Annotated in this window: 5 protein-coding genes; all 5 read right to left on the reverse strand. The window is 74.8% G+C overall.

Annotated elements, in window-relative coordinates; translation table 11 throughout:
• Positions 1–28: 28 nt before the first annotated feature.
• Genes AC5RWQ_RS10780 through AC5RWQ_RS10800 form a run of 5 tightly spaced genes read right to left on the reverse strand, consistent with a single transcriptional unit; the run spans position 29 to position 15331 of the window.
• On the reverse strand, positions 29–5569 hold the full coding sequence (locus AC5RWQ_RS10780) for an amino acid adenylation domain-containing protein (protein ID WP_494282585.1): 5541 nt from the start codon (positions 5567–5569) through the stop codon (positions 29–31).
• Positions 5566–8685 carry a non-ribosomal peptide synthetase gene (locus AC5RWQ_RS10785; RefSeq protein WP_494282586.1) on the reverse strand — a complete coding sequence of 1040 codons (3120 nt, stop codon included), beginning with the start codon at positions 8683–8685 and terminating at the stop codon, positions 5566–5568. Before AC5RWQ_RS10785 ends, AC5RWQ_RS10780 begins: the two co-directional genes overlap by 4 nt.
• On the reverse strand, positions 8682–8870 hold the full coding sequence (locus tag AC5RWQ_RS10790; RefSeq protein WP_494282587.1) for an MbtH family protein: 189 nt from the start codon (positions 8868–8870) through the stop codon (positions 8682–8684). Before AC5RWQ_RS10790 ends, AC5RWQ_RS10785 begins: the two co-directional genes overlap by 4 nt.
• A complete protein-coding gene (locus AC5RWQ_RS10795; protein ID WP_494282588.1) occupies positions 8870–9823 on the reverse strand; it encodes a TauD/TfdA family dioxygenase in 954 nt (317 codons plus the stop codon). The genes AC5RWQ_RS10790 and AC5RWQ_RS10795 overlap by 1 nt, the downstream gene beginning before the upstream one ends.
• A gap of 27 nt (positions 9824–9850) precedes the next feature.
• A complete protein-coding gene (locus tag AC5RWQ_RS10800; protein ID WP_494282589.1) occupies positions 9851–15331 on the reverse strand; it encodes a type I polyketide synthase in 5481 nt (1826 codons plus the stop codon).
• Positions 15332–15337 lie beyond the last annotated feature (6 nt).

Raw genomic sequence — 15337 nt, forward strand, 5'->3', positions numbered from 1 at the left:
GAAGGCCGGAGGTCCCCCCGCCGCGAGGTCAGACCGGCACCGCCTCCCGCTCCTCCTGCGCCACCGCCGCCCGCTCCGCGAGCCGCCGCTGCCGCTCCTGGGCCCCGATCAGGTCGTCGGGGAGCGAGTCCGGCACCTCCAGGTCGAAGCGGCGCAGCATCCGGATCGCGAAGCCGCCGACGGTGATCAGCACCAGGGCGGCGCCGAAGCAGACGTACGCGAAGCCGATGCCGCGGCCCGGACCGGTGCCGAGCACCGCGCCCACCGACCCGGCGAGCGACCCGCCGGGGGCGAGCATCGGCTCGAACAGCGCGGTCGCGCCCGGGGCGAGCAGCGCGAACCCGATCGGCAGGGTCGACCAGGTGATGGTCTGGTTCAGGCTGAACACCCGGCCGTGGAACCGCTGCGGCACCTTGACCTGCACGATGGTCGCGTAGATCGACTGGGCGGTGGTCATCGCCAAGGCCAGCCAGAAGACGCCGACGGAGATCATCGCCACCGAGGCGTCCAGGCCGATCAGCACACAACCGATCGCGGTGCCGAGGTTGCCCAGCAGCACGCCGATCATCCGCCGGTGCCGCGGGCCGCCCCAGACCGACATCAGCACGCCGCCGGCGACCCCGCCGAGCGCCTCCGCCAGCGCCACCTGCGCGAGCTGGGTGGCGGTGCCGAAGGAGAGCACCAGCGGGGTGGTCAGCACCAATGCCGGGGCGAGGAAGACGTTGCCCAGCGCGAAGTAGCCGAGCATCAGCCGGAAGCCCCGGTGCTGCCAGGAGTAGCGCATCCCGTTGGCGATCGCCACCAGCAGCCGTTCCCGGGGCCGCCAGCCGAGCAGGTCGGGGAAGCGGACCACGGCCAGGGTCACCACCGCCACCAGGTAGCTCGCCACGTCGATGAGCAGGATGCCCTTGAGCTCGATCGCGGCGAGCAGGCCGGCGGCGAAGACGGGCATGAGCAGCATCGCCACGCCGGTGGAGAGCTGGGTGATGCCCATCGCGTGGCCGAGGTAGCGCTTCGGCACCAGCTGCGGCACGGCGGACTGGAACGCGATCCGCTGGAACGACCCGGCGACCTGGCTCAACGCCACCAGGGTGTAGATGTGCCAGAGGACCAGGTTGTCCGTCCAGAGCAACGCGGCGAGGACCAGCTGGATCGACCCGGCGACGGAGCTGGCGATCATCATGATCCCGCGCCGGCTCACCCGGTCGGTGATCGCACCGGCGACCGGCAGGGTCAGCACGCCGCAGATCAGCGCCAGGGACCAGAGCAGGCCCAGGTCGGCCACCGAGCCGGTCCGGGTGAAAAGCCAGATCGGCAGGGCGAACGCGGTCAGCGCCGAGCCGGTGCTGGAGACCAGTTGACCCGCGGTGATCGCGACGAACCGGCCCATGCTCGGCTTCACCACCGCCTTCCCCGGCACCTCGTCGACGCCGACCCGCTGGTGGTCGGCGACCACCCAGCCGGCGTCCTCCTCGCGGGCGTCGGCGGTCAGCGCTGAGACGTCCCCGGCCCGCACCGCCGGGTGCACCCGGGTGACGATCTCGGCCAGCTCCTCGGCGCGGTACTTGAGGAAGAAGTGCCCGGCCTGGTCGAGCACCACCAGGCCGAGGGTGTCGCTGAGGAACTGCCACTCCGCGTACCGCTCGGTGTGGTAGTCGGTGACCGGGTCCTCGGAGCCGACCACCGAGACGATCGGGGTACGCAGCTTCGCCGCGCCCCGGTCGAGCAGGCCGGTGAAGTACTCCTCCGACGCCCGCGAGTCGGCCCGCATGTTGCTGATGATCCGGTCGGCCTGCTCCGGTTCCAGCTCGTCGGTGTCCACGCCCATCGACTTCAGCCAGCTGGCGTAGTGCCGGTTGCTGCGCAGCTGCTCCAGCCGGTTGCGCATCGCCGCGAACGCCCCCTTGGGGCGGGCGAACGGGAACATCGCCCCGATGTAGAGGGCCTCCAGCTCCCGTCCGGCGGCCTCCACCCTGCGGGCCACCTCGGCGACGATCGCGCTGCCCACGCCACAGTGGCCGTAGAGCGCGACCGGCCCCTCGATCCGTTCCAGGATCTCCTCGGCGACCCGGCCGGTCAGCTCGTCGAAGGGCAGCCCGTCCTCGGAGAGCCCGACGTCGTGCCCGGGGATCGCCAGCGACCAGAGCGCGTACCCGTCGGGCAGCGCGTCGGCGAGCGGCTGGTAGACGATGGCGCTGCCCCCGCCGTACGGGACGCAGACGTAGGTGAGTACCCGCTTCGCCGCCGGGATCGGCCCGGTCAGCTCGTAGAGCAGCCGGCGCGGCCCGTCGGCCTCGGCGTCGCCGGACATGAACGCGGCCAGCTCCCGGATGGTCCGCTGCTGGAACAGGTCCATCACGCCGACCGCCCGGCCGCCGTGCTCCGCCCTGCGGATCTTCGCCACCACCTGGGTGGCGAGCATGGAGTGCCCGCCCAGGTCGAAGAAGTCGTCGTCGATGCCGAGCGTCGCCACGCCCAGCACCTCCGACCAGATGCCGGCGAGCAGCCGCTCGGTGTCGTCACGCGGCGCGACCAGCGCCACCGACGTCTCCCGGGTGACCACCGGGGCGGGCAGCGCCAGGCGGTCCAGCTTGCCGTTGGGGGTCAGCGGCAGCGCGTCGAGGGTGACGAACGCGGCCGGGACCATGTACTCCGGCAGGGTCTGCTTCAGCGCCGCCTTCAGCGTGGCGTGCTCGGCCGCCCCCACCAGGTAGGCGGTGAGCCGCTTGTCGCCGGGGGTGTCCTCCCGGACGATCACCGCCGCCTCGGCCACGTCGGGCTGCTCGCGCAGGGCGCTCTCGATCTCGCCCAGCTCGATCCGCAGGCCGCGCAGCTTCACCTGATGGTCGATCCGGCCGAGGAACTCGATCACCCCGGCGGGCCGGCTCGGCCCGCCGGCCGCCGCCGGCACGGCGCCGCCCGCCGGGTCGATGACCCAGCGGGCCAGGTCGCCGGTGCGGTAGAGCCGCGCCCCGGGCTCGAAGGAGAACGGGTCCGGCACGAACCGCTCGGCGGTCAGCGCCGGCCGGCGGTGGTAGCCGCGGGCCAGGCCGACCCCGCCGATGTGCAGCTCGCCGGCCACCCCGACCGGGCAGGGGTCGCCCCGCTCGTCGAGCACGTGCAACCGCAGGTTGGCGATCGGCGCGCCGATCGGCACGCCGGTCAGCCCGGGTAGGACGGCCGGGTCGCAGTGCCAGGCGCTGACGTCGATGGCCGCCTCGGTCGGGCCGTACAGGTTGTGCAGCGCGCAGTGCGGCAGCCGGGCGGTGAACTCCACCGCCGTGGCCAGCGGCAGCTCCTCACCGGAGCAGATCACCCGGCGCAGCGCGGTCGCCGCCCCGATCCCCTCCTCGGCCAGGAAGACGGTCAGCATCGACGGGACGAAGTGGGCGGTGGTGATCCGCTCGGCGACCAGCAGGTCACGCAGGTAGCCGGCGTCCTTGTGCCCACCGGGCTTCGCCAGCACCAGCCGGGCGCCCTCCCGCAGCGGCCAGAAGAACTCCCACACCGACACGTCGAAGCTGGCCGGCGTCTTCTGCAGCACCGCGTCGTCGGCGCCGAGCCGGTAGGTCTTCTGCATCCAGTCGAGGCGGTTGACGATGCCCCGGTGGGTGTTCGGCACCCCCTTGGGCCGGCCCGTGGAGCCGGAGGTGTAGATGACGTACGCGAGGTGCTCGGGGCCGGCCGACGGCACCGGGTCGGTGCTCGGCTGGTCGGCCCAGACGGCCACGTCGTCCAACGCCAGCACGGTCGCGCCGACCGCGGGCAGCACGTCGCGCAGGCGCTCCTGCACCAGCACCACCGGCGCGGCGGCGTCGTCCACCATGAACGCCAGCCGGTCCGCCGGGTACTCCGGGTCCAGCGGCAGGTACGCCCCGCCGGCCTTGAGCACACCGAGCAGCCCGGCGACCAGCTCGACCGAGCGTTCGGCGCAGACCCCGACCAGGGTCTCCGGGCCGACGCCGGCCGCGCGGAGCCGGTGCGCGATCCGGTTCGCTGCGGCGTTCAGCTCCGCGTAGGTCGCCGACCGGCCGTCGATCGTGACCGCCACCGCGTCGGGGGTGCGGGCGGCCCGCTGTTCGATCGGCCCGTGCAGGGTCTGGGCGGTCGGGAAGTCGGCGGCGGTGTCGTTCCAGGCGGCCAGCAGCTCCCGCTCGTCGGCGGGGAGCAGGTCCAGCGCGGAGACCGGGACGTCCGGGTCGGCGAGCACCGCGCGCAGCAGGGTGCACCAGCGCCGGGCCAACCGCTGCACGGTGTCCCGGCGGAACAGGTCGGTGTTGAAGACCAGCTTGCCCCAGAGCCCGTCGGGCGTCTCCACGGCGTGCAGCTCGAAGTCGAACCGGGTGGCCCGCAGCTCCATCGGCGTCCACTCGAACGTCACGTCGGTGTCGCCGGACACCCCGGTGAACCGGCCCATCTCGTAGTTCTGCAGCACGAACATGGCCTGGAACACCGGCGAGCGGCTGACGTCGCGGGGCAGGCCCAGCTCGTGGACCACCTTCGCGAACGGCACCTCGGCGTGCTCGAAGCCGTCCAGCACGCTGCGCCGGGTGCGCGCCAGCAGCTCGGTGAAGGTGGGATCGCCGGCCAGCTCGGCGCGGAGCGGCAGCATGTTGATGAACATGCCGACCACGTTCTCCAGCTCCGGGGCGGAACGGCCGGCCACCGAGGCGCCGACGGCGAAGTCGTCCTGGCCGGCGTGCCGGGCCAGCAGCACCTGGTACGCGGCGAGCAGCGTCATGAACAGGGTGCCGCCGCCGGCCCGGCTGAGCGCGGTGAGCCGCTCGGTCTCCGCCGGGTCCAACTGGAACTCGACGAAGTCGCCCCGGTAGGTCTGGGTGGCCGGGCGGGGCAGGTCGGTCGGCAGCTCCAGCGGGGTGATCCCGGCGAGCCGGGACTTCCACCAGTCCAGGTGCCCCCGGGCCGCCGGCCCGTCGAGCTCCCGGCCCTCCCAGACGGCGAAGTCGCCGTACTGGACGGGCAGGGCGGGCGGCTGGCCGCCCCGGTAGAGGGTGATCAGGTCGCGCAGCAGTACGTCCACCGACCAGCCGTCGCCGACGATGTGGTGCTTGCCGAGGAAGAGCACGTGGTCGTCGTCGGCGAGCCGGATCAGCAGGGCACGCAGCAGCGGGCCGGTGGCCAGGTCGAACGGCTCCGCCGCGGCGGCGTCCACCAGCGCCTGCGCGGCGGCGGCGTCCGGGGCGTCCACGATGGTCAGCGGCACCTCGACGGCGTCCGCGACGACCACGGTGGGCCGGCCGTCGGCGTCGGCGGGGAAGCGGGTCCGCAACGACTCGTGCCGGGCGGTCAGTCCGGCCAGGGCGGCGCGCAGCGCCGTGACGTCGAGCGGGCCACGCACCCGCAGCGGCACGGCGATGTGGTACGCCGCCTCGCCCGGAGCGAGCTGATCCATGAACCAGACCCGCTCCTGGGCGTACGACAGCGGCACCTCGGCGCCCTCGGGCCGGGGCGTGACGCGGGCGGCCGGGGTGGCCTGCCGTCTGCGCAGCCGCTGGGCGATCAGCGCGGCGCGGGCGGCGTCGCGGGCGGGATCCTTCAGGTCCGTCATGCGGGAGTGTCCTTCTCCGCCGCCAGCAGCGCGGCGACCTCGGTGTCGGAGAGCTCGTCGAGCTCGGCGGCGATCCGCTGCTCGATCTCGGCGGCCAGGTCGGCCACCACCGGGCTGCTGAACAACGCCCGCATCGGCAGGTCGACGTCCACCTCGGCGCGGATCCGGGCCATCGCCCGCATGCCGCGCAGCGAATTGCCGCCCAGGGCGAAGAAGTCGTCCAGCGCGCCGACCTTCTCGACCTGGAGGATCTCGGCGTACACCTCGGCGACCAGGGTCTCCGCGTCGGTGCGCGGCGGCAGGTAGGCGTCGGCCGTCACCGCGTCCGGCGGGGCCGGCAGCGCCGCCCGGTCCAGCTTGCCGTTCGGGGTCAGCGGCAGCGCGTCCAGCGGCACCAGCGCGGCCGGCACCAGGTGGGCGGGCAGCTCCCGGGCCAGCTCGGCGGCGAGCGCCGTCGGGTCGGCGGTGCCGACCAGGTAGCCGACCAGCGCGGGCTCCCCCGATTCGGTGCGCACGGCCACCGCCGCCTCGCGGACCTCGGGGTGGGCCAGCATGACCGCCTCGATCTCGCCCAGCTCGATGCGCATGCCGCGCACCTTGACCTGGTCGTCGCGGCGCCCCAGATAGTCCAGGGTGCCGTCGGCGCGCCGGCGGGCCAGGTCGCCGGTGCGGTACATCCGCTGCCCGGGCGGGCCGTACGGGCAGGGCAGGAAGCGCTCCGCGGTGCGGCCCGGCCGGTCGAGATAGCCGCGGGCGAGCTGGTCACCGGCGATGTACAGCTCGCCGACCACGCCCGACGGGACCGGCTGGAGCGCGGCGTCGAGCAGGTACGCCCGGGCGCCCGCGGTGGGGCGGCCGATCGGCACCGGCCCGGCGGCCACCGGCTCGCCCGGCGCGATCCGGGCGGCCACGCAGCCGACCGTCGCCTCGGTCGGGCCGTACTCGTTGACGACCGCCACGCCCGCGTGCGCGGCCCGCCACTGCGCCACCTGCTCGCCGGTGAGCGCCTCGCCGCCGATCACCAGGTCGGTGGTGGGCGACAGGTCGGCGTCGAGCAGCGGGAGGTGGCTCGGGGTGACCTTGAGGAAGGCCGGCGGGCCGCCGACCCGGGCGGCCGGGGAGTCGATCGCGGCCAGCCGGACGGTGCCGCCGGCGGTGAGCGGGCCGAGCAGGCCGGTCACGGTGAGGTCGAAGGAGACCGGCGAGTGCAGCAGCGCCGTCCCGGCGAGCCCCGGGTATGTCTCCCGCGCCCAGGTCAGGTACGCCGCGACCGCCCGGTGTTCCACCACCACGCCCTTCGGACGGCCGGTGGAGCCGGAGGTGTAGAGCACGTACGCCGGGTGCCCGGCGCGCAGCGGGGCGGCCCGGTCGGCGTCGGTCAGGTCGGCGTCGGAATGGTCGGCGCCGACCTCGCCGTCGAGCACCAGCGCGCCGGCCGGGACCAGCGCGGCGGTCTGCGGCACGGCGAGCACGAGCGCCGGCGCGGCGTCGGCGAGCAGGTAGGCGATCCGCCCGGCCGGGTAGCCGGTGTCGACCGGGACGTAGGCGGCGCCGGCCTTCAGCACGGCCAGGATCGCCACCGCCAGCTCGCAGGAGCGGGGCAGGGCCAGCGCCACCCGCGACTCCGGGCCGGCGCCGCGCGACACCAGCACCCGGGCCAGCCGGTTGGCGGCCCCGTTGAGTTCGGCGTACGTCAGGGTGACGCCGTCGCAGACCAGGGCGGGCGCGGCCGGGGTGGCGGCGGCCTGCCGCTGCACCTGCTCGACCACGGTCGGCAGCGGGCCGGTGGTGCCCACGCCGCTCCAGGAGCCCAGCACCAGGTCGCGTTCCGCGTCGTCGAGCAGCGGCAGCGCGGAGACCGGTGACGCCGGGTCGTCGACGGCGGCGGCGAGCAGCCGGACGTAGCGGGTGACCACCGTCTCGGCGGTGGCCCGGTCGAACAGCGCGGTGCGGTAGACCAGCCGGCTCTCCCCGGTGGTGATGTCGAGGGCCAGGTCGTCCTTGGTGGTGCCCAGCTCCGCGGGGTCCAGGCCGGAGTCGGGGATGAAGTTCAGCGCGGTCTGGAAGATCGGCTGCACCGACGGGTCCCGCTCCGGCGCGACCGCCTCGACGATCCGCTGGAACGGGGTCTGCCCGTGCTCCATCGCGTCGACCAGACCGTCGCGGACCCGCCCCACCAACTCGGCGAAGGTGGGATCGCCGCCCACGTCGCAGCGCAACGCCACCGGGTTGACGAACATGCCGATCAGCGGAGTGAGCTCGGCGCTGTCCCGACCCGCGGTGGAGACGCCCACCACCACGTCGGGATCGCCGGAGATCCGGGACAGCAGCGCCGCGAACCCGGCCAGCAGCACCATGTACGGGGTGGCCGACGAGCCGGCGGCGAGCCGGCCGACCCGGTCGAGCAGCCCGGCGGGCAGGTCGAAGCGGACCTCGTCGCCGGCGAAGCCGAGCTGCGCCGGGCGGGGCCGGTCCAGCGGCAGCCCGCTGACCAGCGGCGCGCCGCCCAGGTGGTCGGCCCAGAAGGCGAGCTGCCGGTCGAGTTCCGCGCCGGTGAGCTGGCCGCGCTGCCAGACGGCGAAGTCCGCGTACTGGATGGGCAGCTCGGGCACGGCGGCCGGCGCGCCGGTCACCGCGGCCCGGCTGAACGCGGTCAGCTCGGCGCGGAGCAGCACCGCCGAGTGGCTGTCGAACACGGCGTGGTGCACCACGAACAGCAGCGTCCAGGCATCGTCGAGGCGGATCAGCCGGGCCCGCCACAGCGGCGGGGAGTCCAGCGGGATCGGGGTGCGGGCCAGCTCGTCGCGGAGCGCCTCGTACCGGCCGATCCGCTCGTCGGCGGGCAGCTCCCGCAGGTCGTGGACGGGCAGGTCGACCGGCTCGTGCTCCCGGACCACCTGGACCAGCGCGCCGTCGTCGACCCGCAGGTGGGTACGGAGCGCCTCGTGCCGGGCGACGACCTGGTGGAACACCCCGCCGGCGGCGTCGGTGTCCAGCTCGGCGGGGAAGATGAACGGGGCGGAGATGTTGTAGACCGGCGAGGCGGGGTCGAGCTGGTTGGCCATCCAGACCCGCTCCTGGGCGAAGGAGGCCGGGAAGGTCCACTCGCGGGTCATGAAACGGCCTCCCGTACCGAGCGGGGGCGCATGTCCGTCCAGACGGTCTCGACGTGGGCGAGGCACTCCTCGCGGGTGCCGGCGAACTCGGCGTCCTGCCACCCCGCGGGGAGCTCGCGGTCGGCCGACCAGATCGAGTACTGCTCCTCGTCGTTGCGCACGACCAGGAATCGGGCTTCGGCCATCACTTCTCTCCAGCGGTCTCGGGGGTGTGCGGTTCGGCCATCGCGACGGCGATCCGGCGGGGACCGGTGAACGGCTCCCGGCCGTGCGCGGCGGTCATGTTGTCCACCACCAGCACGTCGTCGCGCTGGTAGTCGAAGCGGACGCTGGCCGCCCGGTACGCGGCCCGCAGGTGGTCCATGACGTCGGCCGGGATCTCGCCGCCGTCGCCGTAGTAGGTGTTCGACGGCAGCCCGTCCGCGCCGAACATGGCCAGCAGCCCCTCCTGGTAGTCCTTCGGCAGGGTGCTCAGGTGGAAGAAGGTGGCGTGGTTGAACCAGCGAGGGGCGTCCGAGCCGGGCCGGTGGTGCACCACGTCGCGGACCGCCCGGGTACGCAGCCCGTCCCGGCCGATCCACTCCACCGCGATCCGGTTGGCCGCCGCGTACGCCTCGACCTCGGCACGGTCGTCGGTGCCGAACACGTCCTGCCAGCGGGCGCCGAAGTCGGCGTGGAAGTTGCGCACCAGCATCCAGCGCCGCCGGACGAACTCCTCCCGGACCGCCGGGTCGATCTCGGCGTAGACCCGGCGGATGTCGGCCAGCGGAGTGGCGCCCAGCGTGTCCGGGGCGGTGATGCAGTAGAAGAACAGCGTCAACGGCCAGCGCGCCTGGTACGAGTTCTCGTTGTGCAGGAAGATCTCCTCGTCCGGCGGATAGTCGGTGGAGGTGTAGACCTTCCCCTTGATGGCGTGCCGGGGCGAGGACCGTTCCGTGTAGGTGAGCGGCTCGCCGGAGAGCGCCCGGACCGAAGCGTCGAAGCCGTCCACCCCGCCCACGTCGAAGCCGCGGAAGAGCAGCCCGCCGTGCTCGGCCAGGGTGGCGCGCAGCTCGGCCCGCCGCCGGTCGATCAGCTCGGTCAGCGGTGTGCCGTCGTTCTCGACGACCACCGGCAGGGTGGCGATCGTGTCGCTCATTGCTCTGTCACTCCTGTTTCTCGGCCGTCAGCCGCGGGGTAGCCGCGGGATGGCGGGGATGGTGGCCGGTGTCGCCGGTTCGTCGGCGGGGGCGGCGGCGCGCAGTTCCTCGATGCGGGCGGCGAGGCCGGCGACGGTGGGGGTCTCGAACAGGCTGCGCATCGGCAGCCGCACCCCGGTCGCCTTGCGCATCGCGGCGATCAGCTGCACGGCGACCAGCGAGTTGCCGCCGAGGGCGAAGAAGTCGTCATCCACCCCGACCTCGCTGACCCCGAGCCCGTCCCGCCAGACCCCGGCGATGGTGGCCTCCAGCTCGGTGCGCGGGGCGGCCGAGCCGCCGCCGGACGCCGCCGGGGCGGTGGCCGTCGGCTCCTGGTCTCCGGCCAGGCTGTCGGTGGTCACCCGCGCGGCGCGGCGGCGGATGTCCGCCACGGTCCGGGTGGCGATCACGACCTGGGCGCCGAGGCCGGCGGTGAGGCTGCGCCGGAACGCCTCCGCGCCGTCCACCGGGCGGATGTCCTCGGTGGGCGCGCCGGACGGGGCCGCCTCCCCCGCCGGTGCGGCGGCGGTGGCCAGCCCGCCGGTCACCGCGCCCTGGTCGACCCGGCGCAGCACGAAGTCGCCGATCGCGACGAGTTCCCGGCCGCCGGCGTCCACCAGGGACAGGTCCGCGGCGACCACTTCGTCGGTGGTGCTGGGGCGGTGCCGCAGGTGGCTGAGGAACACCGCCGGCAGCGGCCCGCGCACCACGATCCGGCCGTACGACAGCGGCAGGTAGGTGCCGGAGCCCTGGCCCCGACCGAAGGCGGTGGCCACGTCCAGCAGCGCCGGGTGCAGCCCCCACCCGGGCAGCTCGCCGACCGCCTCGGCGGGGGCCTCGACCCGGGCCAGCTCCTCCCCCTCGCCGAGCCGGTGCTCGGCCAGCGACGCCCAGCGCGGCCCGAAGGTGAGCATGCTGGTGCGGCCCCGGCCGAAGGAGGCGTCGTCGTCGACCCGCCGGCCGGCGACCGTGGGAATCCGGGCCGGCGGCGCGGCCTCGGTGGTCCAGCCGGCCGCGCCCCGCACGTGGGTGCGCAGTTGGCCGGCGGCGAGGCTGCGGACGGCGAAGTCGACGCCGTCGTCGCTTCCGGTCAGCTCGACCCGGTACTGGGCGACCGTGCCGTCCGGCACCGAGAACGGCTCCAGGAAGACCACGTCGCGCAGCTCCACCGCGGCGTCGTCGGCCGGGGCGGGCAGCGCGGCGACCACCGCGGCGCGGACCGACTCGAGGTGGGCGGTGCCCGGCACCACCGGCACCCCGCCGATGCGGTGCTCGTCGAGCAGCCAGTGGGTGCTGGCGGAGACCAGACCGTGCAGCACGGTCCCGTCCGGCCCGACCACCTTCGTGGTGAGCACCGGGTGCGCCACCGGGCTGGTGACGGTGTCCCGTCCCGCGGCCCGGAACCCGGCCGGGGAGTCGGTCTCCACCGCCATGCCCACCTCGGCCCAGCCGCCCCAGTTCTGCGACACGACGGGCGCCCGGAAGCCGGCTCCGGAGCGGGCGTACGCGTCGAGGAAGTTGTTGGCCGCGCAGTAGTCGACCTGCCCGAAGCCGCCGATCACCGCGGTGATCGAGGAGCAGAGCACCACGAAGTCCAGCGGCAGGTCGCCGAAGACCTGGGCCAGCGCCAGGGTGCCGGCGAGCTTCGGCGCGAGCACCCGCTCCGCCTCGGCGCGCTCCTTGACCTCCGCCATGCCGCCGCCGGGCAGGCCGGCCGCGTGCACGATGCCGTCGATCCCCCCGTACGCGGCCTCGGCGGCGGCCCGCACCCGCCGCAGGTCGGCCGGGTCGGTGACGTCGGCGGCGAGCACCAGCACCTCGGCCCCGGCGGCCTCCATCCGGCGGATCGCGGCGATGGCCCGGCCGGCCCGGTCCGCGCCGCCGTGCACCGCGAGGTGCTCGTCCCACTCCTCGCGGGCGGGCAGCCCGGAGCGGGACAGCAGCACCAGCTTCGCCCGGTGTCGTCGGGCGAAGTCCTCGGCCAGGGTGATGCCGATGCCGCCGACACCGCCGGTGACCAGGTACCGGCCGCCGTCGCGCAGCGCGCCCGGTTCGCCCTCTGCGTCCACGGTGACCTGCTCGTACCCGACCAGCCAGCGGCGCGTGCCGCGCAGCGCCACCTCGGCGCGCTCCGGGTCGACCGGGCGGCGCAGCTCGGCGGCGACGGGGTCCGCGCCGGTGGCGGCGGGATCGGCGTCAACCAGCCGGACGGTCAGCCCGGGCAGCTCGACCGGGAGCACCCGGACCAGACCGGCGAGGGTGGCGTGCTCGGGGCGGACCAGGTCGGCGCCGGTGACGTCGCCGATGCCGGAGGCGACCAGGTCCAGGGTGAGGGGCCGCTCGTCGGCGGTCAGCCCCGCCCCGGCGAGCGCCTGCACCAGGTGCAGGGCGTCGAGGAAGCCGCGCTCCTGGGCGGCCCAGCCGGCGGCGATGTCGGTGCCGGCCGGCGCGGAGTCGAGGGCGAAGGCGTGCACCAGCCGCTCCGGCAGACCGTCGGCGGTCACCGCCGCGACCAGCGCGTCGTGGTCCTCCCGGACGCCGGGGCGCAGCCGGTAGCCGCCGTCGACCGCCGCGAAGCCGTCGCCGGCGCGGACCACCACCGGCTCGTCGCCGGCCGCCTGCAGCGCCGCGACCAGCGCGTCGCCACGCGGGCCGTCGGCGAGGACCAGGCAGCGGCCCAGCGGCGCGGTCCGCGGCTCGGCGGCGGACTGCCGCCACACGGGCACGGCGAACCACTCCGGCAGCGGGCGCGGGCCCGTCTCCACCGGCGCGGTCGCCGCCTCCTCCACCGGGTCCGGGTCGACCCAGTAACGGCGGCGCTCGAAGGGGTACGTGGGCAGCGGCACCCGCCGGGCCGCCGGGTCGGCGTCGAACCGGACGCCGACGCCGGCGCACCAGAGCGCGGCGGCGCTGGCGAGCAGGGTGGCCAGTTCGCCGGTGGGGTCGCCCGGGCCGGGCAGGCTGCCCAGCGGGGTCAGCGCCCGCTGCGCCGGCGCGGCCTTGGCGACCTGCATCCGGGCCAGGTTCGCCAACTGCTTCCCCGGGCCGCACTCCAGCAGCGCCCAGGTGCCCTCGGCCAGCAGGGTGGCCACGCAGGCGCCGAAGCGCACCGGCTGACGCAGATGCGCCGCCCAGTACGCCGGGTCGGTGGCCTGCGCGTCGGTGATCCAGGTGCCGGTCACGTTGGACAGGAAGGGGATCGCCGGCGGGCGCAGCGGCACGGTGGCCATCAGCGCGGTGAACTCGGCGAGGATCGGCTCCATCATCGGCGAGTGGAAGGCGTGCGAGGTGCGCAGCGCCTTGCTCTTGTTCTTACCGCCGAGGCTCTCCGCGAACGCCGCGACCGCGGCGCTCTCGCCGGCCACCACACAGGTGCCGGGGCCGTTGACGGTGGCGATGGAGAGCCCCTCGGGCAGCTTCGGGGCGACCACCGACTCGTCCAGGGCGACGGCGAGCATCGACCCGGCCGGCAGGGACTGCATCAGCCGGCCCCGGGCGGCGACCACCCGCAGCGCGTCCGGCAGGTCCAGCACGCCGGCGACGGTGGCCGCCACGTACTCGCCGATCGAGTGGCCGAGCATCGCGGCGGGCCGTACTCCGGACCGCTGCCAGAGCGTCGCGAGGGCGTACTCGACCACGAAGAGGGCCGGCTGGGTCCACCGGGTCTCGGTGAGCTTCTCCCCCGCCGCCGGGTCACGGCCCAGGATCAGGTCGCGGATGTCCAGGCCCAGGTCGGCGCGGAGCAGCTCGGCGCACTCGTCGACGGCGGCGGCGAAGGCCGGCTCCTCGGCGTACAGCTGGGCTGCCATGCCCGCGTACTGGGAGCCCTGGCCGGAGAAGAGGAACCCGACCCGCGGGGCGGGGCCGTCGACGGCGCCGCCCTGCCGGCGGCGCGGGGTACGCAGCGCGGTCACCGCGTCGGTCAGCTCGGTGGCGACCACCGCGGCCCGGTGCGGGTACTCCTGGCGGCCCGACCGCAGGGTGTACGCCACGTCGGCGAGCAGCTCCGGGCCGCCGTCGGTGACCCCGGCCAGGTGGTCGGCGAGCCGCTGCACGGCGGCGTCCAGCGCGGTGGCGGTCTTCGCCGAGACCTGGAGCAGGTGGGCCGGGCGGACCGGCCGCTCGGCCCGGTGCGCCACCGGCGCCTCCTCCAGCACCACGTGGGCGTTGGTGCCGCCGATGCCGAACGAGCTGACCCCGGCCCGGCGCGGCCCACCGTCGGTGTCCCACTTGGTGAGGGTGTTCGCCACGTAGAACGGGGTGTCGGCAAAGTCGATCGCCGGGTTCGGCGTCTCGTAGTTGATGGTGGGCGGGATCAGGCCGTGCTCCATCGCCAGCACCGTCTTGATCACGCTGACGATGCCGGAGGGCTGGCTGAGGTGGCCGATGTTGGACTTCACCGAACCGATCCCGCACCAGCCCCGGTCGTCGGTGTCCTCGGCGTAGACGGCGGAGAGGGCAGCCACCTCGATCGGGTCGCCCATCGCGGTACCGGTGCCGTGCGCCTCGACGTAGCTGATGGTGCGCGGATCGATGCCGGCCATCCCGACCGCCTGCGCGATCGCCTCCATCTGCCCGTCGACGCTGGGGGCGGTGAAGCCCACCTTGCCGGCGCCGTCGTTGTTGATGGCGTTGCCGAGCACCACCGCGCGGACGGTGTCGCCGTCGGCGATCGCGTCGGAGAGGCGCTTGAGCAGGGTGACGCCGACGCCGCTGCCCCAGACGGTGCCGTTCGCGCCGGCGTCGAACGGGCGGCACCGGCCGTCGGGCGAGGTGAAGCCGTCCATGCCGAGGTAGCCGGCGTGCGGCAGCTCGACGTTGACCCCGCCGGCCAGGGCCATGTCGCACTCGCCGTTGCGCAGCGCCTCACAGGCCAGGTGGAACGCGACCAGCGAGGTGGAGCAGGCGGTGTGCACGGTGAGGCTGGGCCCACGCAGGTCCAACCGGTACGACACGTTGGTCGCCACGTAGTTGGGCGAGTTGCTGGTGGCGATGGAGACCGCGCTGTGCGGGTTGCCGCCGACGCGTTTGTTGCGCAGCACGTTGCGGTTGAGGTACGAGGCGGCGCCGGTGCCGGCGTACACGCCGACCGCCCCCTCGTAGCGGGACGGGTCGTAGCCGGCGTCCTGCAGGGCGGTGTGGCAGGTCTCCAGGAACAGCCGGTGCTGCGGGTCGGTGACCTCGGCCTCCCGGGCGGTCATCCCGAACAGCCCGGCGTCGAACTCGTCGTAGCCGTCGATCAGCGGGGAGCGATTGACCCAGCCCGGGTCGTCCACCTCCTCCACCGGGACGCCGCGGGCGATCTGCTCCTCGCGGGTCAGCTCGGTGACCGACTCGACGCCGTCGACCAGGTTGCGCCAGAACTCGTGGACGTCGGCGGCGCCGGGCAGCCGCGCGGCCAGCCCGACGATGGCGATCGGTTCGATGCCGTCGTCGGCGGGGAGGTCCGGAGCGAACGCGTTGTCCATCTGCGT

The organism is Micromonospora sp. BS32, assembly GCF_059089345.1.